This window comes from Bifidobacterium sp. LH_413 (assembly GCF_056357015.1).
In genome coordinates this window covers 574,288-600,149 of the sequence record NZ_JBKEVK010000001.1, presented here as the reverse complement: position 1 = coordinate 600,149, position 25,862 = coordinate 574,288, and the positions used below count along the sequence as shown (strand labels likewise).

At 68.3% G+C, this 25,862-nt stretch carries 21 protein-coding genes and 1 other RNA gene; 5 read left to right on the top strand and 17 right to left on the bottom strand.

The window, feature by feature from the left end:
- Positions 1 to 67: 67 nt before the first annotated feature.
- Positions 68 to 3,769, bottom strand: a complete 3,702-nt coding sequence (smc, locus tag AC1AYN_RS02255; protein WP_476531786.1) for a chromosome segregation protein SMC — start codon at positions 3,767 to 3,769, stop codon at positions 68 to 70.
- A 14-nt stretch (positions 3,770 to 3,783) separates the two neighbouring features.
- Positions 3,784 to 5,379 (bottom strand): bifunctional folylpolyglutamate synthase/dihydrofolate synthase, encoded by a 1,596-nt coding sequence (locus AC1AYN_RS02250; protein ID WP_476531784.1) that lies wholly within the window; start codon positions 5,377 to 5,379, stop codon positions 3,784 to 3,786.
- An 853-nt stretch (positions 5,380 to 6,232) separates the two neighbouring features.
- On the opposite strand from AC1AYN_RS02250, the gene AC1AYN_RS02245 reads away from it, so the two are divergent.
- The gene (locus tag AC1AYN_RS02245) at positions 6,233 to 6,898 is read left to right on the top strand and encodes a hypothetical protein (RefSeq protein ID WP_476531782.1); all 666 of its coding nucleotides are present in this window, start codon (positions 6,233 to 6,235) and stop codon (positions 6,896 to 6,898) included.
- A gap of 43 nt (positions 6,899 to 6,941) precedes the next feature.
- Positions 6,942 to 7,703: a metallophosphoesterase family protein gene (locus AC1AYN_RS02240; protein WP_476531780.1), complete on the top strand. Its 762-nt coding sequence runs from the start codon at positions 6,942 to 6,944 to the stop codon at positions 7,701 to 7,703.
- A gap of 31 nt (positions 7,704 to 7,734) precedes the next feature.
- Here AC1AYN_RS02240 and AC1AYN_RS02235 read toward each other — a convergent pair whose 3' ends face one another.
- Positions 7,735 to 8,565, bottom strand: a complete 831-nt coding sequence (locus AC1AYN_RS02235) for a nitrilase-related carbon-nitrogen hydrolase (RefSeq protein WP_476531778.1) — start codon at positions 8,563 to 8,565, stop codon at positions 7,735 to 7,737.
- 198 nt (positions 8,566 to 8,763) lie between these two features.
- Here AC1AYN_RS02235 and AC1AYN_RS02230 point away from each other — a divergent pair, with 198 nt between their 5' ends.
- From AC1AYN_RS02230 to AC1AYN_RS02220, 3 genes are all read left to right on the top strand, one after another.
- On the top strand, positions 8,764 to 9,612 hold the full coding sequence (locus tag AC1AYN_RS02230; protein ID WP_476532315.1) for an aldo/keto reductase: 849 nt from the start codon (positions 8,764 to 8,766) through the stop codon (positions 9,610 to 9,612).
- Positions 9,613 to 9,752: 140 nt separating this feature from the next.
- Positions 9,753 to 9,914, top strand: coding sequence for a hypothetical protein (locus AC1AYN_RS02225; protein WP_476531776.1), 162 nt, complete (start codon positions 9,753 to 9,755; stop codon positions 9,912 to 9,914).
- Positions 9,904 to 10,107, top strand: a complete 204-nt coding sequence (locus AC1AYN_RS02220) for a helix-turn-helix transcriptional regulator (RefSeq protein WP_476531774.1) — start codon at positions 9,904 to 9,906, stop codon at positions 10,105 to 10,107. The genes AC1AYN_RS02225 and AC1AYN_RS02220 overlap by 11 nt, the downstream gene beginning before the upstream one ends.
- A gap of 83 nt (positions 10,108 to 10,190) precedes the next feature.
- Here AC1AYN_RS02220 and AC1AYN_RS02215 read toward each other — a convergent pair whose 3' ends face one another.
- From AC1AYN_RS02215 to mraZ, 14 genes are all read right to left on the bottom strand, one after another.
- Entirely contained in the window at positions 10,191 to 10,457 is a 267-nt protein-coding gene (locus AC1AYN_RS02215) for a hypothetical protein (RefSeq protein WP_476531772.1), read from the bottom strand.
- 302 nt (positions 10,458 to 10,759) lie between these two features.
- Positions 10,760 to 11,156: a transfer-messenger RNA gene (gene ssrA, locus AC1AYN_RS02210) on the bottom strand.
- A 92-nt stretch (positions 11,157 to 11,248) separates the two neighbouring features.
- Positions 11,249 to 12,394, bottom strand: a complete 1,146-nt coding sequence (locus tag AC1AYN_RS02205; protein ID WP_476531770.1) for a cell division protein FtsQ/DivIB — start codon at positions 12,392 to 12,394, stop codon at positions 11,249 to 11,251.
- Entirely contained in the window at positions 12,394 to 13,899 is a 1,506-nt protein-coding gene (murC, locus tag AC1AYN_RS02200; protein WP_476532314.1) for a UDP-N-acetylmuramate--L-alanine ligase, read from the bottom strand. The genes AC1AYN_RS02205 and murC overlap by 1 nt, the downstream gene beginning before the upstream one ends.
- Positions 13,900 to 14,034: 135 nt before the next feature.
- Positions 14,035 to 15,216: a UDP-N-acetylglucosamine--N-acetylmuramyl-(pentapeptide) pyrophosphoryl-undecaprenol N-acetylglucosamine transferase gene (locus tag AC1AYN_RS02195; RefSeq protein ID WP_476531768.1), complete on the bottom strand. Its 1,182-nt coding sequence runs from the start codon at positions 15,214 to 15,216 to the stop codon at positions 14,035 to 14,037.
- A 31-nt stretch (positions 15,217 to 15,247) separates the two neighbouring features.
- Complete coding sequence (locus tag AC1AYN_RS02190) at positions 15,248 to 16,435, bottom strand: peptidoglycan glycosyltransferase FtsW (RefSeq protein ID WP_476501939.1); 1,188 nt, start codon at positions 16,433 to 16,435, stop codon at positions 15,248 to 15,250.
- Positions 16,422 to 17,873, bottom strand: a complete 1,452-nt coding sequence (gene murD / locus AC1AYN_RS02185) for a UDP-N-acetylmuramoyl-L-alanine--D-glutamate ligase (RefSeq protein ID WP_476531766.1) — start codon at positions 17,871 to 17,873, stop codon at positions 16,422 to 16,424. The genes AC1AYN_RS02190 and murD overlap by 14 nt, the downstream gene beginning before the upstream one ends.
- A 128-nt stretch (positions 17,874 to 18,001) precedes the next feature.
- Positions 18,002 to 19,108 (bottom strand): phospho-N-acetylmuramoyl-pentapeptide-transferase, encoded by a 1,107-nt coding sequence (gene mraY, locus AC1AYN_RS02180; protein ID WP_476501941.1) that lies wholly within the window; start codon positions 19,106 to 19,108, stop codon positions 18,002 to 18,004.
- Between the two features lie 82 nt (positions 19,109 to 19,190).
- Positions 19,191 to 20,669 (bottom strand): UDP-N-acetylmuramoyl-tripeptide--D-alanyl-D-alanine ligase, encoded by a 1,479-nt coding sequence (locus AC1AYN_RS02175; RefSeq protein WP_476532313.1) that lies wholly within the window; start codon positions 20,667 to 20,669, stop codon positions 19,191 to 19,193.
- 126 nt (positions 20,670 to 20,795) lie between these two features.
- Positions 20,796 to 21,686: a UDP-N-acetylmuramyl peptide synthase gene (locus tag AC1AYN_RS02170; protein WP_476501942.1), complete on the bottom strand. Its 891-nt coding sequence runs from the start codon at positions 21,684 to 21,686 to the stop codon at positions 20,796 to 20,798.
- 19 nt (positions 21,687 to 21,705) lie between these two features.
- On the bottom strand, positions 21,706 to 23,523 hold the full coding sequence (locus AC1AYN_RS02165) for a peptidoglycan D,D-transpeptidase FtsI family protein (protein ID WP_476531763.1): 1,818 nt from the start codon (positions 23,521 to 23,523) through the stop codon (positions 21,706 to 21,708).
- Positions 23,523 to 23,972 carry a cell division protein FtsL gene (gene ftsL / locus AC1AYN_RS02160; RefSeq protein ID WP_476531762.1) on the bottom strand — a complete coding sequence of 150 codons (450 nt, stop codon included), beginning with the start codon at positions 23,970 to 23,972 and terminating at the stop codon, positions 23,523 to 23,525. The genes AC1AYN_RS02165 and ftsL overlap by 1 nt, the downstream gene beginning before the upstream one ends.
- A gap of 1 nt (position 23,973) precedes the next feature.
- The gene (gene rsmH / locus AC1AYN_RS02155; RefSeq protein ID WP_476532312.1) at positions 23,974 to 25,050 is read right to left on the bottom strand and encodes a 16S rRNA (cytosine(1402)-N(4))-methyltransferase RsmH; all 1,077 of its coding nucleotides are present in this window, start codon (positions 25,048 to 25,050) and stop codon (positions 23,974 to 23,976) included.
- Positions 25,051 to 25,178: 128 nt separating this feature from the next.
- A complete protein-coding gene (gene mraZ / locus AC1AYN_RS02150) occupies positions 25,179 to 25,673 on the bottom strand; it encodes a division/cell wall cluster transcriptional repressor MraZ (protein WP_476502036.1) in 495 nt (164 codons plus the stop codon).
- Between the last annotated feature and the right edge of the window lie 189 nt (positions 25,674 to 25,862).

Genomic DNA, 25,862 nt, shown 5'->3' with positions numbered 1-25,862 from the left:
GGCATGACGAAGCCCCCTTCCATCCCGTAGCGGGTGGAAGGGGGCTTCCGCGTCTTCGTGTCTTCGCTCAATCGGCGATGGCGAGGCCGCCGTCGAGCTTCTGGCTCACCACGGCGGTGACGCCGTCGGCACGCATCGTCACGCCGTAGAGCGCGTCCGCGATCGACATCGTGCGCTGCTGGTGCGTGATGACGATGAGCTGGGCGTGCTCGCGCAGGTCATCCAGCGCGTCGAGCAGGCGCGTGAGGTTCACGTCGTCCAGCGCGGCCTCCACCTCGTCCATCACGTAGAACGGGCTGGGGCGCGCGGTGAAGATCGCGAACAGCAGGGCCAGCGCGGTCAACGAACGCTCGCCGCCGGACAGGAGGCTCAGCTGCCTGACGCGCTTGCCGGCGGGGCTCGCCTCGACGATCACGCCGGTCGAGAGCAGGTCGTCGGGGCGTTCGAGCCGCAGACGTCCGGTGCCGCCGGGGAACAGAGTCGCGAAGACCTGTTCGAACGCCTTGGCGGTGTCGTCGAAGGCGGTGCGGAACACGTCGACCATCGTCGCGTCGAGGTCGTGGATGAGCCGCATGAGGTCGTCGCGCGAACGGGCCACGTCGTCGCGCTGCCCGTTCAGGTACCGGTTGCGCTCCTCCAACGCCTCGTACTCCTCGGTGGCGAGCGGGTTCACCTTGCCGAGCTTGGCGAGGTCGCGCTTCGCCTTGTCGAGACGCCGCTCCTGCTCCTCGCGCACGTACGGCGTGGTGCGGATGGCGGCGGGAGCGCCGTCGGCGGCCGCATCGGCTGTGGTATCGGCGGCGGTTACATCGGTGGTATCGGTCGCGTCGGTATCGGCGGTCTCGACGGGAATCGGACGGCCGTGCTCGTCGAGCACCGGCACCGGCCGGTCCGGACCGTACCCCGTGACGAGCTCCTCGACCGTCATGCCGAGTTCGTCGCCCGTCTTGCGTTCGATCTGCGCGTATTCGCCCGCGTAGCGCTCGCGGTCCACGTCGAGCGCATGCTCGCGTTCCGCCAGTCCGCCGACCTTTGGTTCGAGCCCGTTGCGGCGTTCACGCAGCTCGCGCAGCTCCTCGTTGCGTCCCGCCGCCGCGGCCCGAAGCGCGTCGCGCTCGGCGACGACCTTCGCGATCGCCTGCTCCGCCTTCGACGCCGCCGCGCCGGCCTTCCGCGCGAGCGTCCGGGCGTGCGCGGCGCGTTCGCGACGTTCCGCGGCGAGCCTGTCGAGCCGTTCGCGGCGTTCGCGCGCCGCCTGCGCCTGCGTGTGCAGGAGCATCGTCTGACGTTGCAGCGATTCGGCCTTGCGTTTCGTCTCCGTCCATGCGATCTTCGCGGCGACCTCCCGGTCGCGGGCCGTGGCGAGCGTCGTCTCGAGCTCCCGCGCGCGTTCGGCGAGTCCGTCGGCGTCCTGTCGTCCCGCGTCGCCCGTCGTTTCCGCGTCGAGCGCGGCATTGAGGTCGGCGAGACGGGCACGATGGTTCTCCTGCTCCTCGCGCGCGGCGGCGAGCCGTTCGTCGAGTCGTGCGAGCTCACGCGTGACGCCGTCGAGACGCGATCGGATGTCACGCGTCTCACGTTGCGCCTGTTCGGCTTTGAGCCGCTGTTCGGTGCGTCGTCGGGTCTCGGCGTCGACGTTCGCCGACGCCTGCGCGAGCGCGGTGCGCGCCTGCGACACCTTGGGTTCCAGCTGTTCGAGCCGTGCGGCGAGTTCCTTCGCGCGGCGCAGCGCCTTGTCGCGGCGTGCGGCCAGCGACAGGTCGCTTTGCGCGGAGCCCGCGCCGCCCGCCGCGGCGACGCCGGCGACCAGCACGTCGCCGGCGCGCGTCACGGCGCGGGCCGCCTCGCCTGCGGCGACGATGCGTTGCGCGTCCTCGAGCCGGTCGGCCGTGGCCGTGTCGGCGAGCAGGGCGCGCACCGTGGCGACGACGCGGGCGGCGAGCGCCGGATCCGCGGCATGGGGGTTCGCGGCGACGAGCGAGGCGAGCGTGGGCGTACCGGCGACCGCGTCGCCTTCCTCGGTGTCGCCTTCCGTGGCATCGGCCGATGCTCCCGCGGTATCCGGGATGTCGCATCCCGCGTTGATGACCGCGGCTTTGCCGATGCGGCGTTCGCGGGCGGCGCGCAACGCGGCGAGCATGGCCGTGTCGTCGGGGACGATGAGCGCGCCCGCATACCCGTCGAGCGCATGGGCGACCGCCTCCTCCCATCCGTCGGCGACGTGGATGAGGTCGGCGAGACGCCCGAGCACGGTCACGCCCGGATCGGATTCGAGCGAACCGGCGTCGCCACGTGACTCGAGCGTATCCTTCAGCGCCTCGGATTTGGCGTCGAGCGAGATGATCGCGGACTGGAGGTCCCGCTGTTCGGCGAGCAGCGCGTCGAGGGCGCCGCGACGTTCGTCGAGCGCGGCACGCGCCTCGTCCAACGCGACGTTCCCGTCGTCGCCGGTTCCGGTCTGCTCGCGCAGGCGTGTAAGCCGCGTGCGCGCGTCATGCTGTTGGGCGAGCAGGGATTCGCGTTGCGCCGCGAGGTCCTTGCCTCGTCCCTCCCCCAGTTCGACGGCGGCCTCCTCGCGCGCGATGAGCTCGCGCATCCGTGCGGCGCGCGCGTCGCGTTCCCGTGAGGCGCGGTCGACTTCGGCGATCGTACGTCGCATGCCGGCGAGTCGCCGCTCGTCGGCGGCGCGCGTCTCGGTGGCCTGTTCGAGCGCGAGCCGCGCATCCTGTTCCGCGTCCCGCGCTTCGGCGGCCTGACGGTCGAGTTCCGCGGCGCGATGGTCGAGGATGTCGGGATCCTCGCCGCGTTCCGGCGCGACGGCCGCGGACAGCGCACGGCCGCGTTCGTCGGCGAGCGCGGCGAGCGAGCCGAAGCGTTCCTTGAGCTGCGTGAGCTCATGCCAAGACCGGTCGAGCCGTTCGATGGTGGGGTCGGCTTCGCCGGCCTGCGCCTCCACCTGTTCGATGCGCACCTTGACCTGCGCAAGTTCGCGGCGCAGGGCGTTGAGGTCGCCGCGTACGGCCGCGAGCTCCTCGTGGGCACGGTCGCGGCGGCGCATCGCCTTGACGGCGTCCTCGGCGTAGAGGCGCGACTGCGCGTCGCGCAGCGTGACCTTGATCGCGTCGGCGCGGCGGGAGACACGGGCCTGGCGGCCGAGCGGGCCGAGCTGTCGGTGAATCTCGCCGAGCAGGTCGTCGAGCCGGCGCAGGTTGGCGTCCGTGTTGGCGAGTTTGCGCAGCGCGCGTTCCTTGCGTTTGCGGTGTTTGAGGACGCCGGCCGCCTCCTCGATGAACGCGCGGTGCCCGGCCGGGTCGGCCCTCAGGATCTGGTCGAGACGACCCTGGCCGACGATCACGTGCATCTGCTGGCCGAGGCCGGTGTCGCTCAGCAGTTCCTGGATGTCGAGCAGACGGCATGGCGAGTTGTTGATCGCGTATTCGGAGCCGCCGTTGCGGAAGATCGTGCGCGAGATCGTGACTTCCGTGTAGTCGATGTCGAGCGCGTGGTCGGTGTTGTCGATGGTGAGGCTCACCTGCGCGCGGCCGAGCGCCGGACGGGAGGACGTGCCCGCGAAGATCACGTCCTCCATCGACGTGCCGCGCAGGTTGCGCGCGCCCTGCTCGCCCATCACCCAGGTGAGCGCGTCGACGATGTTCGATTTGCCGGAGCCGTTCGGGCCTACCACGGCGGTGATGCCGGGCTCGAAGCGCAGCGTGGTCGCCGAGGCGAACGATTTGAAGCCGCGCAGCGTCAGTTCCTTGAGATACACCCCTTGGTCGTCCTTTACTCGGCCTTGTCGGCGGCGTTCGTGGCGGTGTCGGCGTTCGCGTCGGCGTTCGTATTCGTGTCGGCGGAGGACCGCTCCTCGCCGCCGAACAGACCGCCGAGCACGTCGTCGCCGTCGTCCTCGTCGGAGTCGGAGCCGGTCTTGCCGGCGTCGCCGTCGTCCGGCTCGACGACGGGCTGGTGGATGCTCATCGCCTTCCTCATGATCGGGCTCGCATGCTCTTCGAGCATCTCACGGGCGTCGCCGGCGGTGACGAAGCTGCCGCAGATGAGCACGCCGTGGCCGTAGCCGACGCCGAGCTCGTCGGCCTCGTCGACCATGTTGACGGCGGTCTGGATCGCGTCCGGCAGTTCCGGCTCCTTGACGACGCGGTCGCGGCCGAACACCTCGACGGCGATCTTCTCCAGGTCGTCGGCGGACATGACGCGGTCGCGCCACGAGTTCTCGGTGACGACCACCTGGCTCAGGACCGGTTCGAGCACGCCGAGATACTCCTCGACCTGCTTGTCCTCCATCATGGCGACCACGCCGACCAGCTGCTCGAAGTGGTAGTTCTCCTCGATGGCGGCGCGCAGGGATTCGGCGGCGTTCACGTTGTGGCCGCCGTCCACGATGATCGTCGGCGAGGTGCGGATCTGCTCGATACGGCCCGGAATCCTCACGCTGGAGAGCGCCTCGGCGACGATGTCGCCGTCCAACGCGCCGGAGACGGGGATCACGGCCTCGCAGGCGGCGAGCGCGGAGAGCGCGTTGTGCGCCTGATGTTCGCCGAACTTGGCGATCGGGACCTCGGTGTACGTGCCGAGCGGCGTGGACAGGGTGGCGACCTGTCCGCCGACGGCGGGCATGCGGTTGACGACCTCCATCTCGTAGCCGTCGCGCACGAGCTTCGCATGGTTGCGTTCGGCGGTCGCCTCGATGATCGGCATGACCTCCTCCTCATGCGGCTGGGGGCCGATGACGGCGGTGCAGCCGGGCTTGATGATGCCGGCCTTCTCGGTGGCGATCTCCTCCACGGTGTCGCCCAGCCACTTCATATGGTCCATGTCGACCGGGCCGATGATCGCCGCGTCCGCGTCGAGCACGTTGGTGGCGTCCCAGGCGCCGCCCATGCCGACCTCGACGATGGCCACATCCACGGGCGCATCGGCGAACTTCCAGATGGCCATGGCGGTGAGCACCTCGAAGAAGCTCATGCGCGGCTTGCCCTGCTCCTCCATCTTGCGGTCGACGAGCGCGACGAGGTCCTTGATCTGGTCCCACGCGTCGATGAAGTCGTCGTCGGAGAGCTGCTGGCCGTCGATGGCGATGCGCTCGTTGATCTTCTCCAGATGCGGCGACGTGTACAGGCCGGTGCGCATGCCGTAGGCGCGGCAGATGGCCTCGGCCATGCGTGCGGTGGACCCCTTGCCGTTGGTGCCGGTCACGTGGATCACGCGGAACGACTCCTCCGGGTGCCCCAGCACGTCGAGCATCAGGTTCATGCGGTCCAGGTCGAGATTCGTGGTGTTATGCTCCGGCGGACGGCTCATGATGTCCAGCTCGACGTCCTGGATGGTCTCGTTGTTCCTGTTCGGATGCTCGAATGACATGGTTCCTGTGCTCCTGCTTGTTCTTCTGTGCCGTCTATATGGCCTCACATGCCCAAACCCCACAATGATAGCCGACCCCCTGCCGTCATAGGCCATCCGTTCGCCGGCCGCTCATCGTAGGTGCGCCCTTCCCCTTCCGCGTCGCTTCCCCTCCGCGTCGTTTCCATACCAACGGCGTCGCATGCACACCATCCGCTGGCCGGAAACGACGCCGGGAGAGCTCTCAGCGTCGGAACTGTGCCAAGTGTGGCGCGGAAACGACGCTAAAGGACCCTCCACCGTCGTTTCCGTGCCAAGGATGGCACGCAACCGATGCTCAATCCCCTCCTAGCGTCACCGTTCCGCCACCCATGGCACGGAACCGACGCAAGATGGAAACCTCCCGCAGCCCGGCGCCATCACCGTTATCCACATCGGGCACCTTGTGCGCGAATCGGCTTGATTCCGCCGATTCCTGTAACGGGCACGCCGAAAGAGGGGGCTCCGACCACAAGGGGCGCTCGGCACCCTCCGCGGAGTGCGAATCGGCTACGGTCGAACCATGAGAACGCATAGAACGGTGACGAAGCTGATGGCGGACGCCCAGCGTGCAGGCAGATGCGCGTATTCCCGCAATACGGCCGAGCAGGCGGCGTTGCGCAGGCGCGCGAAAGCCGGAGATTTCACATGCGTCTATCCGGGAATTCCGTCGCTGTACGCCGAGACCGTTTATTGGAACGGGCTGAATCCTCCGGAACGCACGATGCACATCGCCCGCACGCTCGCACAAGCCCATCGCACATGGGTGTTCGGAGGACTCGTCGCCGCAGTGGCCTACGGATTCGAACATCAATGGTGTCTGCACGACGGTTCCGTGACGATCGCCACATCGAATCATGGCACGCACCGTCCCGACCGTCATCTGAAACGCGTCTATGTGCCGAAGACGGCGGCGGCGCGGATCGAACACGAGGAAACGGGATTGTTCCTGTTGCCGCCCGCCATGACGTTGCTCGATTGCGCCGGCTCACATGAATTCCGTTTCTCATTGCCGTTCTTCGACTCGGCGTTCGCCAAGGGAATCACCGCCGAGGACGTGCTCGACGCGATCGGCCGGATGCACGCCGATCCACGCTCGGCCCTGCGTCTGCTGCGTCACGTGAACGCGAAAAGCGAGAATGGCGGGGAATCGTTGGCACGCGGAACGATGATCGAGGAACGATTCTCCACGCCCCGTCTTCAGGTGCCGGTGAGGGACCCGCAGACCGGAGCGGAGTACCGCGCCGATTTCGTGTGGACGCTGGCGGATGGCGCGACGGTCGTCGGCGAATATGACGGCACACGCAAATACATCGATCCCGACATGACCGATAATCGAAGCATCCAGGAGATCGTAGCGAACGAACGCCGCCGGGATGAGGCCTTGAAGCGTGCAGGCGCACGCGAAATCGTCCATTTCAACTATGACGACGTCATGCGGAGGACGCCGTTGACGATGAAACTGCTCAAAGCCGGCATTCCCCGCCGGGACGCCCCATGACCGGTATCGGTACCATAATCCATTCCGAGGAGGGAACACGCATATGAGGTATTTCACCACCGACACGCATTTCGGGCATCCGCTGGTGAGCGTGCTGCGCGGATTCACGAGGTTCGATCCCGGTCGCACGCGCTACGCCGCGCTGCTCGCCGACCAGGGGCGCAAGGCCGCCGAGGATTGGGCGAAGGGCGTCGTGCTCGACGATTCGCGGCTCAGCTTCCGCACCGCGGCTGACACGGACGCGCATGACGCGGCCGTCGTCGCGAACATCAACCGGCTGGTCGGCGAGGATGATGAGCTGTGGATTCTCGGCGACATCGGATTCCGCACATCCGTCAATCATCTCAAGGACTGTCTGAGGCGGCTGCGCTGCCGGCATCTGCACGCGGTGATCGGCAACCATGACGACTGGTGGCTGGACGATCGTCCCGCCCGCAACCTGTTCGCCTCGATCGAGTCGAACGGCACGGTCGGTCTCATCGGTCTCGACGCCGCACGGCCGGACGCGGTCGAGACCGTGAACCTGTCGCATTTCCCGTACCGCGAGGATCTCGCCTACGGCTGGCCGGACGACGCCGTGCGGTTCCGCGACAAGGCGCTGCCGTTCGACGGCCGTCGTCTGCTCTACGGCCACACGCACCAGCTCTCGCCCGAAGGCGCCCGCCCGGAAGCGCTCAACGTGGGCCTCGACGCGTGGAATCTCGAACCGGTGAGCGAGACCAGCATCGCCGACTGGTTCCACGGGCACGCCGGCGACAATCCGCGCGCCGCAATGCTCGACATGCCGTCGGATGGAAGATTCTGAATGGTCGGATTCCGGTCGCGGAACCGCGAGCCTAAGCCAGCGCGGGATCGGCGAAACGGCGGTTGGCGAGGACCGGGAGCGCCCGGCGGGCGGCGGCGAGCGCGTCACGACGCAGTCCGGCGGTGATGAGCGTCGGTTGCGGGCCCGCCGCCGCGACGACCTCGCCGAGCGGGTCGATGATGCGGCTCAATCCGATGGTCCTCGCTCCCGTCGCACTGCAGGCGAGCACATAGCAGGTGTTCTCCAACGCGCGTGCGGCGGCCATGATCTCCCAATGGCGTTCCTTGCGCGGGCCGCGCACCCATGCGGCCGAGACCGCGATCGCGTCGGCACCGCGCACGGCCAGCGAGCGCGCCGTCTCGGGGAACCGCAGGTCGTAGCAGGTCATCACGCCGATGCGCCATCCGTCGATGTCCACGATCGGCGGGAGCGCATCGCCCGGCTCGACCGTGTCGGACTCGCGTTCCGCGAACGCGTCGTACAGATGGAGTTTGCGGTAGGTCGCAGCGATTTCGCCATCCCTGATGACGACGAACACGTTGGACACCCGTCGGGCGGTCGCACCCGCCGCGTCCAGGGCGTCCGCCGGCACATGCACGGTGCCCATCAGCGTGATGCCATACCGTTCGCTGATATGACGCAATCCGGTGACGAACGGACCGTCCAACGGCTGCGCCATGCGCGCCGTATACGAGGGATCCCCGTCGTCGCGCGCAATCAGTCCTTCCGGCAGAAGCAGCACCCGCGCGCCGTTCTCCGCACCCTGCCGCGCATACCCCTCGATGATCTCAAGGTTCGCGGCCGGTTCTTTTGCCACCGTGAACTGAGCGACACCGACCTTCAGCACGTCATTCCCATGCATTTCGACATCCATATCGCCATTATCCGCCGCCGCTCATCCGAATGTCCGGTTCCTCTCGAGACCCACGTCACATGGTTTCGGCGTGTCGCGAATCCGGGATCGGGGACGGGCGGAACGCGCGTAGAGTTGGTGGGGATGCGGCGGATGCGCCCGCACCATACGACCATATGTCCAATGAAGGGAACCATCATGGCAACACTGCTCGATCCTCCCGCCATCCCCGTGCGCCGCGCGCATGACGGGCTGGAACTGCCGGCCATCGGCTTCGGCACGTACAAGGTGAACGGCTTCGCCGGCGTGGAGGCGATCAAGTCGGCACTCGAGGTCGGCTACCGTCTCATCGATTCGGCGTTCAACTACGAGAACGAGGGCGTGGTCGGCAAGGCGATCCGCGAATCCGACGTGCCCCGCGAGGACATCATCGTCGCCTCGAAGCTGCCCGGCCGCCACCACCAGTACGACCAGGCGCGCGCGACCATCGAGGAGTCGGTGGCGCGCATGGGCCTCGACTACATCGACCTGTATCTCATCCACTGGCCGAACCCGTCGCAGGGCCAGTTCGTGGAGGCGTGGCAGGCGCTGGTCGACGCGCAGCAGCAGGGTATCGTCAGGCATATCGGCGTGAGCAACTTCCTGCCCGGCCACATCGACCTGCTCATCCGCGCCGCCGGCGTGACGCCCGCGGTCAACCAGGTGGAGCTGCACCCGTTCTTCCAGCAGAACGAACAGCGCGCCTACGACGACGCGCACGGCATCATCACCGAGGCGTGGAGCCCGCTGGGACGCGCCAACCAGATGCTCAAGGATCCGACGATCACGCGCATCGCCGCCAAGCACGGCGTCTCCCCCGTCGCCGCGATCCTGCGCTGGCATATCCAGCTGGGCGACGTGGCGATCCCGAAGTCGATGCACCGCGAACGCCAGCGCGCGAACCTCGACCTGACCGGATTCACGCTCGACGAGCAGGACATGCGCGACATCGCCGCGATGGACAATCCGGAGGGCTACACGTTCGGCCAGAACCCGCACTGGCACGAGGAAGCCTGACGCACGAGTCCTCCGACGATTCGTCCGACAAAAATATAACAATGATGGAGTGCCTTGGATTGACACCTTCTTTCAACACACGCGCTGTTACGTGTGGGTGACATTTCAAGGCACTCCATCATCCAATCTCGGGAATCACCATGACATACAAGACACAAAGTATCGGCGGGCTCACGTTCGCCATCATCGCAGCCGCCTGTGTTGTTGCCGGCGCACAGCCTTGGGTAACGGCGCTGTTCGCCGTTGCGGCCGGCCTCGACGTCCTCCGTCTCTGCCTTTTCGGAGGTCGTGATGACGACTGAATATCTCGGCGTCACCGATGTGGCGAAACTACTCGGCATCAGTACAGCCGCGGTCTCGAACTATAAGCTGCCCGAACCGGACGCGACCATCGGACGCACACGCGGGTGGCTCCCCGAGACAATTGACGCGTGGAACGCGGCACGCCCCGGCCGCGGTGTCGGCGGCGGAAGGCCACGCAAGAACCGCGGATAGACGATGCCTCTCCGGCACAGCATCACACCGGAAACACCCACCACAGACTTCATGACGGGTTGAGGGATGAATCGGCGTTTGGATTATTCGGGGACGGGGCCCAACCTGTCGAGGAATCCGCGGTCGCAAAGCATTTCGCTTTCGTCCGTCGTGCAGTATCGGACCCTGCCGGTTTCCATGTCCACGAAGAATGCTTGAGGCAGTCCCAATACCATGCCCGGTTCGTAGTCGGCCGGGACGACGTAGAAGATGAGCTCGCCGTCATGCACGCCGGCGGGTTCCTCCAAGCTAAGGCCTTCGGCCTGCGCTGCCCGTGAGGCTTCCTTGTGTAACTCGCTGAACGGCTTCATTCGCTTACCCCCTCCATCGGTCCCGACATGATGTCCTTGTCCAATTCAAGGTTATCAATCCCTGTCGGAACCGGAGCGGAGACGATCATGCCAAGATCATCGTGGTTCGGGGAATGGAGATAGGGCCTGTCGGTAATGGCGGGTTGAACGTCTTCGACCAGATGCGGTATTCAATGATTCAACGCATACGCGAGATTCTTGATTCCGAGGACTTCGATTACATCGATAAGGTCCTCTTCTACGATGCGGAACCCGGTATTGCAACGAAAAAGCGCCGCCCCTTTCGGAGCGGCGCTTTCGTGTGGTGGAGTCGCGGGGAATTGAACCCCGGTCCGGTGACCGTACCCTCAGTCTTCTACGTGCGTAGTCCGCTGGCCATGCGGCGGTTTTTCTGCTCCCAACTATGTCGCGGACAACCGTTGGCGGGCATATTCGCAGTAAAAGTCCCGATGCGACCCTGTGACTCGATCACATCAGCAAGTCCTCTAAACGACGCTCAGCATCCCCCCAAGGACGAGGAGGAGTGAACGGAGCGGCTGCTCACTGGTTAATCCTGGCGCGAAGCTCAGGCAGCGAGAGCGAACTCAGTGCGGTTAGATTTAGCACTTATTCTTTTGCCGGGGGCATCCACGAGCGGACCCGGCGTTCTCGGCACGCTTCCCTGCGACGAACAGGTCACCGTCGAAACCGATCGACCCCATTCTTGAATTATCAAGCTCCGGTCTTGCGGCCGGACTTTTCAGAATACACCCGGCCTCCGCCTATCGCAAACGGGGCCGGCACTTACGCTGTCAGCGCAGCACCGGCCGCAACGGCGCGGACACGTCGATCTCGGTCTTGTCGCCAATCACGTTCGGGTCGGACAGGATCTTGTCGACCACGGCCTTCTTGAGCTTCAGATCCGAGGAGTTGCCCCACACGATCACATGTTCGCCGCCGTTCAGTTCGGTGGTCACGGAATCCTGCGTGCCGGCGGTCACTTTGGTGATCTGCTTGCGCAGCGATTCGGGAAGCGAATCCAGTATCGTGAGCGTCTCCTTGACGGCCCGGCTCTTGAGCCCGGCGTCCACGTCGCCGACGTCGATCACCGGCACGCCCTCCACGGAGGCGTTGGCGGACACCGAGTTCAGGATGCGGGCCTTCGCGTCGACGGCGGTCAGCGCGTCCGAGCCCTTCTCCCTGAGCATGGCCGCGGGCCGCTGCGCCTTGATGGTCACGGCGAGCCCGTGCGGGAACTTCTTCACCGCCTCCGCCCGGCTCACGCCGGCGATGGCGGTCATCTCGTCGGTCATCGCGTTCGTGTCGACGAGCAGCAGCGATTTGCCGGTCTGTCCGTCCACGATCTGCCGCACCTGGCGTTCGCTCACCCATTCGTTGGCGCCGGAGACAGTCACCTGCGAGGCTTCGAGCCGCAGCACCGGGGACAGGAACAGCAGCCATCCCAATCCGACGACCAGGGCGGTCACGAGCACCGCGACGCCCACGCGCAACGCGATGATGCGCGCGCCCACGCGCCTGCGCTCCTTGGCGCGCGCCTTGAAGTCCACGACCTTGGGTCGCGTGGCGAGGCCGAGCGTGCCGGAGTTCTCCTGCAACGTCCGGGCGACGAGGTCCTCGCTGGCGAGCCGGCGCGCGTCGACGAACTGTCCCGGTTCGGAACGTGACACCGGTTCTCGCGAGCCGGCCTCGCCGACGGCCCGGCGGGGGCGGCGTTCCGTCTCCGATCCGATTCCGGCCGTGTGCGGCGCGTCGAGGCCCGCCGCCCCGCCGGAGCGGCGGCGCGCGACCGACCTGCCGGACACTGCGGACGAACGCGTCTCACGGGGTTTGCCGGAACCGCCGTATCCGCCGGAGTCCGCGAACCTACTGGAATCGTCGTATCCGCCGGCTTCCCGCCCGGACGCACCGCCGTCCGACCTGACGACGCGTCCCGCCATCACTCGCAGCTTTCGCGGTGGGCTTCGAGCGCGTGCAGGATCACCTCGTCCATTTCGGTGATGTCGCCCGCACCCACGGTGAACACGACGTCGCCGTGGTGCGCGCGCATGGCCATCATGCGGGCGGCGAGGTTCATGTCGTCGACGGCGCGGAATTCGACGCCCGTCATCCCCTGCGATTCACGCACGATGGTGAGCGGTCCCACACCCGGGAAGTCCTCCTGCTTCTCGCGCGCCGGGAACACGCCGGTGACGATCACGTCATCGGCCTTGGCGAGCGCCTCGGCGAACTCGCGCGCGAAGAACTTCGTGCGGCTGAACAGGTGCGGCTGGAACAGCACGCGGATCGTCGACTTCGGGTAGCGGCGGCGCGCGGCGTCGAGCAGCGCGGCGATCTCGGTGGGGTGATGCGCGTAGTCGTCGACGACGGTGACCTGCTTGACGGTGCCGCGGACCTGGAACCGGCGTGCGGCGCCGCGGAACGACGCAATCGCGGCGGCCGCGGCGGACGGCACCACGCCGAGCAGCACGGCGGCGGAGATCGCGGCGGCCGCGTTGCGCGCGTTGTGCAGTCCGGGCACGGCGAGCGTGACCGGCTGGTCGACCGGCTCGCCGCCGGTCACCGCTTCCGGCAGATGGAGCGTGAAGTGTTCGGCGCCGGTCCCGGCGGTCTCGTTCTCCGATTCGATGTGCACGTAGGCGGCACCGTTGAGGTCGCCGGCTTCGGCCGGATCGGCGGTGCCGTAGGCGATGGCGTGCGCCGCGACCGACGGATCGAGCGCGCGCAGCACGGCGAGCGCGTCGGCGTCGTCGGCGCAGATGACGATGTGACCGGTCGCGTGCCCCGCGTGTTCGACGAACGCGGCGCGGTAGTGCGCCTCGTCGCCGTAGTGGTCGAGATGATCGGCCTCGCAGTTGGTGATGATTGCGATCTCGGGACGGTATTTCTCGAAGCTGCCGTCGGATTCGTCGGCTTCGGCGACGAGCGGCGCGCCCGCGCCGACGTGGCCGCCGTCGATGGTGGTGCCGTCGGGCCCCTGGATGGAGCCGCCGATCGCGTAGCTCGGTTCCTCGCCGCAGTGTTCGAGGACGTGCGCGAGCATCGAGCTGGTGGTGGTCTTGCCGTGGGCGCCGGCCACGGTGACGGCGCGCTTGCCGTGCATGAGCAGGGCGAGGATGTCGCTGCGGTGGACGATGCGCTTGCCGGCTTCGTGCGCGGCGACGATCTCCGGGTTGTCCGGCTTGATGGCGCTCGAATAGACGATGGTGTCGGCGTCGGCCACGTTCTCGGCCTTCTGGCCGAACGCGACGGTGATGCCGAGCGATTCGAGGCGGTCGGTCTTGACGCTGCGCTCACGGTCGGAGCCGGACACGGCCACGCCGCGTTCGTGGAGCATTTCGGCCAGGACGGACATGCCGGCGCCGCCGATGCCGATGAAATGCGTGGCCCCCAGCGTGTCGGTGGTCTCTTCCGGACGGAAGGCCGCGCGTGCGGGGTCGAGGATGATGGACGATGAGGTGTCTGCGCTCACGAAACGTGCTCCTTGTGGGAATGATCTGCGGCCCATCCGCGTCTGTCCGCGGCACGGGCCTGTTCCATTATGGTCGGATATGTCGTATCGGTCCACTCGCGTATCGGCCTATTCGCGGCCGGTGCCGGCCAGGGCGAGGATGCGGCGCGCCATCGTGTCGGCCGCGTCGCGGATGCCGTACTCCCAGGCCTTCGCGCCCATGGCCCTGAGCCGTTCGGAATCGGCGAGCAGGGCGGGGATGTGACCGCGCACCCAGTCGGGCGTCATGTCGGCGTCGGCGACCATGACGCCGCCCTGGGCTTCGACGACCGGCTGCGCGTTGAACCGCTGTTCGCCGTTGCCGATGGGCAGCGGCACGTAGACGGCGGGCAGACCGAGCGCGGTGAGCTCGGCGACCGTGCCCGCGCCGGAACGGCAGATCACGAGGTCGGCGCACGCGAACGCCAGGTCGATGCGTTCCAGGTATTCGGCGACATGGTAGTCGCCCTGCCCCGCGGCGTCGCCGTCGTTGAAGCGCAGTCCGGCAAGATGGCCCTCGCCGGCGTTCACGTCGACGAGCCCGCGCACCTCGTCGGCCTTGCCTCGACCGGTCAGGTGGATGACCTGCGCATGGGCGAGGATGTCGCCCGCGGCCGCGGCGACGGCGCGGTTGAGGCTGACCGCGCCGAGCGAGCCGCCGGTGACGAGCACGAGCGGACGGTCCGGGTCGACGCCGAGCTCGGCCGCGGCGCGGCGGCGCGCCCCGGCGCGGTCCTTCACCAGCTCGCCGACGAGCGAGGCGATGGCGGGCCTGAGCGGCAGGCCGACGCGTTCGATCTCGGTCCCCTTGCCCGGCTTCAGGCCGGTGCCCTCGTACACGGTGCCGATGAAGTCGGCCCAGCGGGCGCCCAGCTTGTTGGCCATGCCGGCGCGCGCGTTCTGCTCGTGGATGACGATGGGCAGGCCCATGCGGTGCGCGGTCGCGTAGACGGGTGCCGAGGCGTAGCCGCCGAAGCCGGCGACCACGTCGGCCTCGCGCGCCTCGAGGATGCCGCGCACCTTGCGCGTCTCTGCCCTCCATTTCGCGGGGAACCGCAGCATGTAGAGGTTGGGGCGGCGCGGGAACGGGACCTTGTCGATGGCGTCGAGTTCGAATCCGGCGGCCGGGACGAGATCCTTCTCCAGTCCGACGGCCGTGCCGATGACCGTCACTTTCGCGTCGGGGTCGATCCCCCGGATCGCGTCGGCGACGGAGAGCAGCGGGTTGACGTGTCCGGCGGTGCCGCCGCCGGCGAGGACGATATGCTTCATGGGTATCGAGCATAGTCAGGCGCGCGGCCATCTACAGTCTGGACGTGTCCGCCTTGACCTGCGGCTGCTGCCGCATGAGCCCGCTGGCGAATCCGGCCGTCATCAGGCACATGAGCATCGACGAGCCTCCGGACGAGACGAACGGCATCGGCACGCCGAACACGGGGAAGATGCCGACGACCACGCCGATGTTGACGAACGCCTGCCCGACGAACCAGGTGGCCACGCACATGAGGGCGATCGCGCTGTAGCGGTCCTTGGCCTGCATGGCGCTGAACAGCAGGCACCAGCCGAGGATCGCGAAGATGAGGATCACCATCGCGCAGCCGACGAAGCCGGTCTCCTCGCCGATGATCGCGAAGATGAAGTCGTTGTGCGCGGCCGGCAGATAGTTCCATTTCTCGCGCGAGTTGCCGAGGCCGACGCCGAGGAACCCGCCGGAGGCGATCGCGTAGCGCGCGTGCGTCGACTGGTAGCAGATGTCCTGCGCGTCGGCGGCGGAGCATTGCGTGTATGCGGCGAGCACGCGTTCGCGGCGGTTGGGGCTGGACGCGACCATCGCGACCACGGCGGCCATGCCGATTCCGGCGATCGCCGCCAGTTTCCTCCCCGGGAATCCGGAGACGAGCAGGGCGACGAAGCCGATGAGCATGACGACCATCGCGGTGCCGAGGTCCTTGCCGCCGAGCACCAGCACCAGGCAGGCGCCGTATACGATGAGCACCGCCCGGTACGCGGAGAACACGTCCTTCCATCCGGTCCGGTCGCCGAGGATCCGGCGCGCGGCGATCAGCGCGGACGGCATCCACACGCACAGGGCGAACTTCGTGAACTCGGCGGGCTGGAAGGTGAGCGACGTGCCGGGCAGGGCGATCCAGCCGTTGTTGCCGTACTGGCCGACGCCGAGCGGCGTGAAGGTGAGCGCCTGGACGAAGGCCGCGACCACGACGAGCGGGAATCCGGCCTTCCGGTAGAGCCGCGTCGGGCACGCGCCGACGAGCATGCCGAGCACCAGACCCACGACGCACACGCCGACCTGGCTGAGCGAATCGGTGAACGGCGACCGGCCGGCCGACGCCGACGAGACGGCGGACGACGAGAACACCATGATCACGCCGAAGACGCTCAGGCCGAGTACGGCCATGCGGAAGCCGTGGTAGCACCACAGCGGGTTGAGCAGGCTACGGATGCCGGGATGGTCGCGATCAGTCTTCGCCATACGCCTTCACCCAGCGGCGCGCGGCTTCGGCGAAGCGGTTGCCGCGGTCGGCGTAGGAGACGAACTGGTCCATGGAGGCGCAGGCGGGCGCCATGAGCACCACGTCGCCGGGCGCGGCGTACGCGCCGGCGGCCTCGACCGCGCGGTCCATCACCGTGCCGTTCGGTTCGGGGTCGATGACGGTGAGCGGGGTGTCGGGCGAGGAGGCGGCGAACGCGTCGAGCATCGGACGCTGGTCCTTGCCGATGATGACGGCGGCCTTGATCGTGGCCTTGCGGTCGGCGACGAGGTGCTCGAACCGGCTGCCCTTGGCGAGGCCGCCGGCGATCCACACGACGGTGCCGTCGGCGAAGCTGGTGAGCGAGGCGTTGGCGGCGTGCGCGTTCGTGGCCTTCGAATCGTCGACGAAGCGGATCGTGCGGCCTTCCGCGTCGGCGGCGGTGGCGGCGACGGTCTCGATGCGGTGGCCGCCCGGGTGGAAGGCCTTCAGCGCTTCGAGCGCCTTGTCCTTGTCGGCGCCGTAGCCGAGCACGAGGGCGAGCGCGGTGAGCGCGTCGGCGAGCAGGTGCGGGTAGATGGTGCCGTCGGGCTCGGTCAGATGCGTGAACTCGGCGATGGGCGCGATGCGCGTCGCCTCGCCGGGCTCGCCGCCCGCGACGCCGCTCCTGTCGACGATCCAGCCGTCGGCGACGCCGATCTGACCGGCCTCGGGCTCATGCAGCGTGAATCCGACCTTGAGGCACCCGTCCGCGGGCTCGGCGGCCCCGGCCTTGGCGGTGACGAGCACGTCGTCCGCGTTGTAGACGAGCGCGCGCTTGACGCCGTGGAACACCTTGGCCTTGTCGGCGGCGTAGTTCTCGCGGCCGCCGTGCCAGTCGAGATGGTCGTCGGCGATGTTGGTGATGGCGGCGCAGTCGAGCGCGAGCGAATCGGTGAAGTGCAGCTGGAACGAGCTCAGCTCGACGCACAGCACGTCGTGCGCGGGGTTGGTGGCGCAGCGCGACAGCGACATCGCCATGTTGCCGGAGGCGATGTTGCCGGCGCATGGCGCGTCGAGCCCGCAGGCGGTGAGCATGGCGGAGGTCATCTCGGTGGTGGAGGTCTTGCCATTGGTGCCGGTGATGCCGATCCAGCCGGCGGGCTCGCCGGTGCGCGCGGAGTCGACGCGCAGACGCCACGCGAACTCGACCTCGCTCATCACCGGGATGCCGCGGCGCTGCGCCTCGAGCACGAACGGCGTGCGGGGGTTGAACACGGGCGACGACATGACGTAGTCGACCGTGTCCCAGTCGATCTGGTCGAAGGAGTGGAGGTCGGCCTCCGGCTTGCGCTCGTCGACGCCGATCACGTGCGCGCCGCGCTCCCGCAGCACCTCCGCCAGCGACGTGCCCGACACGCCGAGTCCCGCGATGACGACCGTCTTTCCTGTGATGTCCATGTCTTGATCCCCCTTAGGATGTCCGCATGATGTCCGCGATGCCGTGACGGGTCACGCCGCGGCTCCAGCGGCATTATTCCAATCGATTGTTACGCCGAACGCCGGTCCGGCCGCCGGCCCGGCCGGACTCAGCTGAACAGCAGGCCGGAGCGGGTCACCCAATCGCCGTAGAAGACGACGAGGCCGATGAGCACGAACATGAGCTCGATCATCCAGAAGCGCACGACGACCTTCGACTCCTGCCATCCGCACAGTTCGAAGTGGTGGTGGATGGGGGCCATCTTGAACACGCGCTTGTGCGTGGCCTTGAAGTAGCCGACCTGGATGACGTCGCTCATCGCCTCGATGACGTACAGGCCGCCGATGATGACGGCGAGGAACTCGGTGTGCGTGGCGATGGAGAGCGCGGCGAACAGGCCGCCGAGCGCAAGCGAGCCGGTGTCGCCCATGAAGATCTCGGCCGGGTTGGTGTTGTACCACAGGAAGCCGATGCAGGCGACGGCCGCGCAGATCGCGATGATGGTCAGGTCGAGCGGGTCGGAGACGCCGTAGGCGAAGCCGTAGTGGCCGGCGCCCTTGAGGTGGTAGCTCTCCCAGAACGCGATGACGCCGTAGCCGGTGAACGCGATCATCGAGGATCCGGCGGCGAGGCCGTCAAGGCCGTCGGTGAGGTTCACCGCGTTCGTCCACGCGGCCATGAGGAAGTTCACCCAGATCACGAAGATGACGATGGCGACGGCGCGTCCGGCGAAGTCGAAGCTCAGGAACGGCTTCTCGATGAAGCTCATGCCGGCCTGCGCGCTGGGGAACCCGTTCTTGGTGGGGATGAGCAGCGCGAGCACCGCGTAGACGGTGGCGAAGATGAACTGGCCGATGAACTTGCCGCGCACGGTCAGGCCCTCGTTCTGCTTCTTGCGCACCTTGGCGAAATCGTCGATGAAGCCGAGCAGGCCCATCGAGAGCATCGCGAAGAGCACGAGCACGGCCGACCACGAGGGCACGTCGCCGTTGCGCAGGTAGCGGTAGAGCGCGGAGGCGCCCCAGCCGAGCAGGATGGCGAGGTTGATGACGACGCCGCCGAGCGTCGGCGTGCCGCGCTTGACCAGATGCGACTGCGGGCCGTCCTGGCGGATATACTGGCCGTAGTGCAGCTTGTGCACGAGGCGGATGAGCATCGGCGTGCCGACGATCGTGACGAGCAACGACACGAGGATTCCAATGATGAGCGCGATCACTTGCTGTTCCTTTTCCCTGTCTGTTCCCTCGCCGGGGTCTCGTCCCCGGCATGTTCCCGGTTTGCGGCGGTGTGCGGCGGCGTCATGCGTCCGGGGTCCAGCGCGCGGCGAGCGCGCTCAGCCCGGAGGCGTGCGATCCCTTGAGCAGCACGACGGTGCCGGCATGTCCGCGGGCCGCCTCGCGCACGAGCGCGTCGGCCGCGTCGGTGTCGTGCACCTGCGCGACGGCGTCGGCGTCCATGCCCGCCTCCGTCGCGCCCTGCGCGATCGAGGCGGCGAGCGCGTCGAACTCCGGGTCGTCCGGCGAGCCGACGGCGATGACCCGATCGATGCCGGCGTGGGCGGCGTATTCGCCGATGCCGCGGTGCAGGCCGCGTTCGTCGCCGCCGAGTTCGAGCATCGCGCCGAGCACGGCCACGCGATACGGTTCGGGGCCGCTTCCGGCGCCCCAGCGGGCGAGTCCGTCGATGCCGGCCTTCATCGAATCCGGGTTCGCGTTGAACGAGTCGTCGATGAGCGTGAATTCGGCGTCGCCTTCGCGCACCGTGGAGACGGCCATGCGGTGCGGGCTGATGCGCTTCTGTTCGCCGAGCGTGCGGGCGATGTCGTCGAGTCCCATGCCGAGGCGGCGGGCCACGGTGGCGGCGGCGAGCGCGTTCATCACGTTGTGCGCGCCGGGGATGCCCATCGTCACGTGCGCGTCGGCGCCGTCGTCGGCGGCGAGCGTGAAGGACGCGCGGTCGGTCGCGTCGCAGGCCACGTCGCGCGCGGTGAGCGCGTCCTTGCCGGCGTTGGCCGGGTCGACGCCGAACCACAGGACGTCGCCGGGCGCGATGGCGGCCATGGCGGCGACGTGCGCGTCGTCGGCGTTGAGGACGGCCGTGCCGCCGGGCGCGAGGCCGCGCACGATCTCGGACTTCGCCTGCGCGATGCGTTCGACGGAGCCGAATTCGCCCAGATGCGCGACGCCGACCTTGAGCACGATGGCGATGTCCGGCGGGGCGATGCGGGTGAGCCCGGCGATCTCGCCGACGTGGTTGGCGCCCATCTCGGCGACGAAGTATCGGGTGGACTCCCCCACCGTCAGCGCGGTGAGCGGCAGTCCGATGTCGTTGTTGAACGAGCCGACCGGGGCGACCGTCTCGCCCATCGTGGCGAGCAGCGCCTTGAGCAGGTCCTTGGTGGTGGTCTTGCCGACCGATCCGGTCAGTCCGATGAGCGTGAACGGCTCGCCGGTGGCGCGGCGCAGTTCGATGTTGCGCTTCGCGAGCGCGCCGAGCGCCGCGACCGTGTCGTCGACGACGATCTGGGTGACGTCGGCGCCGGCGACCTCGTGGTCGACGATCGCCGCGACGGCGCCCTGGGCGCCCACACGCGCCGCATAGTCGTGTCCGTCGACGCGTTCGCCCTTGATGGCGACGAACACGCCGCCCTCGCCGACCTGCCTGGAATCGCTGACCGTGTGGCGCGCGACCGTGCCTTCCGGCACCTGTCCTGCCGCCGGCGGGACGATGCGTCCGTCCGTCGCCTCCGCGATCTGGCCGATGGTCATCGGCATCATTGTGCTGTCCGTCAAACCTGAGCTCCTCGTTTGTCGTTCGTTGTCGTTCTTCGGTCGTTCTTCAATCGTTCCGTCCGTCGCGCGGCCGTCCGCGTCACGGGCGGGCGCGCGTCACGGCGGCGCGCCTCATGAGAGGTCGCCGGCCACCCGCAGCGCGTTCCTGATGTTGTTGCGCCGCACTCCCGCGGCGAGCACCATGGCGATGGCGAGGGACAGGCGCCGCCGTTCCTCGTCCGTGTCCGTGGTGGTCGCGATCCGGGCCAGCGTGTCCGATTCCTCGGTGCGGCTGGTCACGCGCATCTGCTCGTCGGCGCGGAAGCCGTATTCGTCCTGCATGCGTTCGATCACCGCTCGGTCGGCGTTCGCCGGCGCGGGCGTCGCCGAGCCGAACACGTCGACGCTGACCGATTCGAGCGCGTGCGTGGAGACGGTCAGATCGTCCAGGGCGATGACCACGGCCGCCGCGCCGTCCTCGGCGCATACGGCGAGCGTGCGCTGCAGGTCGAGCACGCCGAGCGGATAGTCGAGATCGAGGCCGCGTTCCAGCGAATACGAGCCGCCGACGCTGATCACGCCCACCGGATTGCCGAGCATGTGCAGGAACTTCGCGAGCTTGTCCACCACGGCGACGCTTTCGGTCGGCGTGCCGCCGCTCACGGCGAACACGGCGAGCGTGTTGGACGGGTTGCCGGCCATCTGCGCGGCCAGCGCGCCGAGCTCCTCGTCGGTGGGTGACGCGTACAGGATCGGCATGTCGGGGTCCTCGGGCAGGTTGCCCCGCGTGCTTTCGGGGACGATCGCCGCGTAGGCGCCCTTGCGGCGCGCACGGCGCAGCGCGTCCACGTCGAGGTCGTGGTCCGACCACAGGAGCGCGCCGGGGGCGACCGAGTCGATGTCGTCGGCGAGCGAGGTGACGGTGACGGACTTGGCGAACGGCGGCACCAGATCCCAGCCGTAGTGCTCGACGAGATGCCCGAGTGTCATGCGCTGCATGATGGACTCGCTCACTGCGCTCATATTCTCCCTTTCGCCCGTGTTACCACTCAACCGGAATAGCATCCGTGCGCGGCGACGAGGTCGGCACCTCGTACTTCTGCATGAGGAATTCACCGATCTGCGCGAACAGCTTGCCGGATGTGGTACCACCATACATGCCGTCCGGGTCGAGCATGACCACGGTCACGACATAGCGCGGATCGTCGGCGGGGATGATGCCGGAGAAGTCGGCGATGATCGAGGTGAGCTGGCCGGTGGAGCCGACGACCTCGGCGGTGCCGGTCTTCGCCGCCACGCGGTAGCCATCCACGCCCGCCGTGGTCTTGTACTCCTCGGCGACCGACTCCATCGCGTTCTTGATCTCGTCCGACACGCTCTCGTCGATGACGCGCGTCGCCTCGCCGTGGGACTCGTCGGTCACGTGCCCGTCGGCGTCGGTCACGGACTTGATGATCGACGGCTGGCGCATGACGCCGCCGTTCGCGATGACCGACACGGCGCGCGTCAGCTGCAGCGCGTTGACCGTGTAGCCCTGGCCGAACAGGATCGTGTCCTTCGTGCGGCCGTCCCACGATTCGGGCGTGCCGAGCACGCCCTGCGACTCGCCGGGCAGGTTCAGGCCGGTGGGCTGTCCGATGCCGAACTTGGTGAGCATGTCGTAGCGCTGCTGCGAGGTCACGTTCTCGGAGGCCATGACCATGCCGACGTTCGAGGAGTTCTGCAGGATGCCGGCGAGCGTCCAGTGCTTCGTGGCGTGCTCGACGGCGTCGTGGAACTTCTGCCCGTTGCTCTTCGTGTACTCGTAGGGCACGGAGAACTTGTCGGTGATCTTGTGCGCCCCGTTCTGCAGGATCGCGGCGAGCGCCGGCACCTTGCCGATCGAGCCGGGCTCGAAGGTCTGGCTGACCGCGCGCGAGACCGAGAGCTTCGCCTCGTCGGAGCCGGCCTTGACCTGGTCGGAGTCCTCGAGGGCGACGATGCCGCCGGTCCGCGTGTCCATGACGACGGCGATGCCCCACTGCGCGTGGCTGGACTGGACGCCCTCGGTGAGGACCTTCTTCACGTACCAATCCACGTCGGAGTCGATGGTCAGCGTCACGTCCTTGCCGTCGACGGCCTCCTTCGACTCGGTGACGGTGCCGGGGATGACCTCGCCGCCGTTGCCGCGCTGGTAGACCGTGTAGCCATCGGTGCCGCTCAGCGTCTTGTCGAGCGTCTGCTCCAGACCGGCCGCGCCGTGCCCGTCGTCGTTCATGCCGCCGAGCAGCGAGCCGAGCAGCGTGCTCTCCGCGTAGACGCGCTCGCTGCTGAGCTCGCCGTAGACGATGCCGTACAGGCCGAGCTTGTCGATCTGGCGTTTGACCTGCGGGGTGACGTCCTTCTTGATGACGACGTACTGGCCGGTGCCGTTGAGCATGGCGCCGAGCTCCATCGCGTCCATCTTGAGGATGGGGGCGAGCAGACGGGCGACGGCGGCCGCGCCGGTCGCGCCCACCGGCTTGCCGTCGATCTCATGGCAGTAGCCGAGGGATTCGGCCTGCTTGGAGCCGCAGGACACGGGGGTGAACCCGGTGGCCGCGTCCGGCACGCCGATGATGTTGTAGCGTTCGACGCTCTGGGCGAGCACGGTGCCGTTCGCGTCGAGGATCTTGCCGCGGTTGGCGCTGGTGACGACCTTGGAGGTGCGCGCGTTGGTGGCCGCCTGGGCGGTGGCCCGGCCTTCGAGCAGCTGCACGCAGGCGAGCCTGCCGAGGCACACGGTGCCGATCACGGCGAGCGCGATCCCGACGGCGAGGCTCTTCACCATGAAGCCGTCCATCCCGTGGGCGCGGGCGAACGCCCTGATGCGCTTCATCATCACTGGCCGCCTTCCTGTGGCTCCTGGTAGCCGTTCAAATCGATGGTGACGGATCCGGACTGCGGGACCATGCCCATGTCGCTGGCCTTCTGGGGCAGGGACGCCTCGAGCTGGTCGAGCTTCGCCTGGTCGTCCTGCACGTCCTGGGTGAGGCGGCTGATCGAGGTCTCGAGCTGGGAGACCTCGAAGGCGTTGCTCACCATCTGCGTGCGCAGCATGAGCGCGCCGATCAGCGTGCCGGCGAGGAACGTCACCGCCACGACGATGTGCACGGTCGGGGCGGAACGGGTCCTCACCCACGTCATGAACCGTCCGAGCCCCTCGACGAGGCCGGCGCGGGCGTCGGCGCCGCCGTCGACGACGCGCAGCTCGGGGCGGGACGCCGGGCGGGAGGCGGGTTCGGGGCGACGCGACGCGACGGAACGTGTCGTGCGTGCTGGGGTCGCCATGTCAGTTCCTCCTTCCGTGCCTGCGGCGGTCGTCCGCCGCGCGGCCGGCGCGCGCGCCGCGCGGCAGCGCGTCCCGTCCGAACCGTTCGACGGCGCGGACGGGAAGCGGCCTCGACAGTTCGACGGCGCGCAGACGCACGGACGCGGACCGTGGGTTCGCCGCGATCTCCTCGGCGTCCGCCTTGACGGCGCCGCGCGTCAGCTCCCTGAAGAACGGGCGCGCCTCCGGCGGGACGACCGGCATGTCGGGCGGCACGTCGGCGGTGAGTCCCTGGGCCATGAAGGTCTTGACGGTCTTGTCCTCCAGCGAGTGGTAGGACTCGACGACGATGCGCCCGTGGGGGGCGAGGCGCAGGGCGATCTGCGGCAGGGTGCGCGCGAGCTTGTCGAGTTCGCCGTTCACCTCGATGCGCAATGCCTGGAACACGCGCTTGGCGGGGTTGCCGGCGGGACGGTGCGCCTTCGGGATCACCTCGTCGACGAGCGCGTTGAGCTGGGCGGAGGTGGCCAGCGGCCCCTCCTCCTGCCGCCGCCTGACGATCTCGCGGGCGATCGGACGGGAGAACTTCTCCTCGCCGTAGGTGCGGAAGATGCGCGTCAGGGCGCGCTCGTCGTATTCGGCGAGCACGCGGGCCGCGGTGAGCGGCTGGCTCACGTCCATGCGCATGTCGAGCGGCGCGTCGTGGGAATAGGAGAAGCCGCGGTCGGTCTCGTCGATCTGCAGGCTCGACAGGCCCAGGTCCATGAAGACGGCGTCGACGCGGCCGATGCCGTGCGCGTCGAGCGCCTCGGTGAATTCGTCGAAGGCCGCGTGCACGGGGACGAAGCGGTCGGCGAGGCCCTCGCGTCCCATGCGTTCGGTGGCGAGCGCGAGCGCCTCGGCGTCGCGGTCGATGCCGACGAGGCGGGCGTGCGGCGCCGCCTTGAGGAAGGCGGTGGCGTGTCCGGCGAGTCCCAGCGTGCAGTCGACGATCACCGGATGGTCCGAGCGGTCGAGCCCCGAGGTGACCAGACGCACGCAGTCGTCGAGCAGGACCGGCTGGTGGATCGTGGCCGGGTCCCTCGTCGCGGCGCTCATGTCGCTCATGTCGTGCTCCTTGGAATGTTCGTGGTTCACCGTCGTCGCGGTCTGCGTTCCGATGGTTCCGTTGGTTCTGGTTCGTTCGTCGTCCGCGCCGGGGACGGCGTCGCCGGCGGTCACGGTCCTCACAGTCCCACCTCCGGCAGGACGTCGTCGGCGATGTCGGCGTATCCCTGTTCCTTGTCGGCGAGGTAGGTCTCCCACGCCTCGCGGTTCCAGATCTCCGCGCGGGTGCCCACGCCGATCACGACGATGTCGCTGCCGAGGTTCGCATAGTCGCGCAGCATCTGCGGCACGAGCACGCGCCCCTGCTTGTCGGGATCCTGGTCGACGGCGCCGGACAGGAAGACGCGCAGGTAGTCGCGCGCCGCCTTGTCGCCCATCGAGGTGCGTTGGATCTGCATCGCGATGCGTCGGAACTCCATGGCGGGCAGCAGGTACACGCAACGTTCCTGTCCGCGCGCCATGACCAGCCCGGTGCCGAGCTGCGCGCGCATCTTGGCGGGCAGCGCCATGCGTCCCTTCGCGTCGATCTTCGGGGTGTAGGTGCCGAGCATGAGCGGCGGGAGCGCCGCCTGCGGCTGGATTGCCTGCGGCGCGGGGGCCGGCACGCCCGCCATGCCGCCTCCGGCGACGCCGGGCTCGTTTCCGGACGCTACGGGCGCCCCCATGACGGGGTATCCCGGGTACGCCTGATAGCCGGCGTATCCCGGATAGCCGGCGAGGTTCGCTCCCCCCTGGGCGGGGCCGAACCCCTCCGCCTGCATCCCGTTCACGGTCTCGCCGGCCATCCGCCCCACCTCCTTCGC

Excerpts from the sequence above, each read along its gene's own strand:
- AC1AYN_RS02215 (WP_476531772.1), bottom strand. The coding sequence starts at position 10,457 with ATGAAGCCGTTCAGCGAGTTACACAAGGAAGCCTCACGGGCAGCGCAG.
- AC1AYN_RS02225 (WP_476531776.1), top strand. The coding sequence starts at position 9,753 with ATGACATACAAGACACAAAGTATCGGCGGGCTCACGTTCGCCATCATC.
- AC1AYN_RS02220 (WP_476531774.1), top strand. The coding sequence starts at position 9,904 with ATGACGACTGAATATCTCGGCGTCACCGATGTGGCGAAACTACTCGGC.
- AC1AYN_RS02175 (WP_476532313.1), bottom strand. The coding sequence starts at position 20,669 with ATGATGCCGATGACCATCGGCCAGATCGCGGAGGCGACGGACGGACGC.
- AC1AYN_RS02195 (WP_476531768.1), bottom strand. The coding sequence starts at position 15,216 with ATGAAGCATATCGTCCTCGCCGGCGGCGGCACCGCCGGACACGTCAAC.
- AC1AYN_RS02165 (WP_476531763.1), bottom strand. The coding sequence starts at position 23,523 with ATGATGAAGCGCATCAGGGCGTTCGCCCGCGCCCACGGGATGGACGGC.
- AC1AYN_RS02205 (WP_476531770.1), bottom strand. The coding sequence starts at position 12,394 with ATGGCGGGACGCGTCGTCAGGTCGGACGGCGGTGCGTCCGGGCGGGAA.
- rsmH (WP_476532312.1), bottom strand. The coding sequence starts at position 25,050 with ATGAGCGCCGCGACGAGGGACCCGGCCACGATCCACCAGCCGGTCCTG.
- ftsL (WP_476531762.1), bottom strand. The coding sequence starts at position 23,972 with ATGGCGACCCCAGCACGCACGACACGTTCCGTCGCGTCGCGTCGCCCC.
- murD (WP_476531766.1), bottom strand. The coding sequence starts at position 17,873 with ATGGACATCACAGGAAAGACGGTCGTCATCGCGGGACTCGGCGTGTCG.
- AC1AYN_RS02190 (WP_476501939.1), bottom strand. The coding sequence starts at position 16,435 with ATGGCGAAGACTGATCGCGACCATCCCGGCATCCGTAGCCTGCTCAAC.
- AC1AYN_RS02235 (WP_476531778.1), bottom strand. The coding sequence starts at position 8,565 with ATGCATGGGAATGACGTGCTGAAGGTCGGTGTCGCTCAGTTCACGGTG.
- AC1AYN_RS02250 (WP_476531784.1), bottom strand. The coding sequence starts at position 5,379 with ATGTCATTCGAGCATCCGAACAGGAACAACGAGACCATCCAGGACGTC.
- AC1AYN_RS02240 (WP_476531780.1), top strand. The coding sequence starts at position 6,942 with ATGAGGTATTTCACCACCGACACGCATTTCGGGCATCCGCTGGTGAGC.
- mraZ (WP_476502036.1), bottom strand. The coding sequence starts at position 25,673 with ATGGCGGGCGTGCCGGCCCCCGCGCCGCAGGCAATCCAGCCGCAGGCG.
- AC1AYN_RS02170 (WP_476501942.1), bottom strand. The coding sequence starts at position 21,686 with ATGAGCGCAGTGAGCGAGTCCATCATGCAGCGCATGACACTCGGGCAT.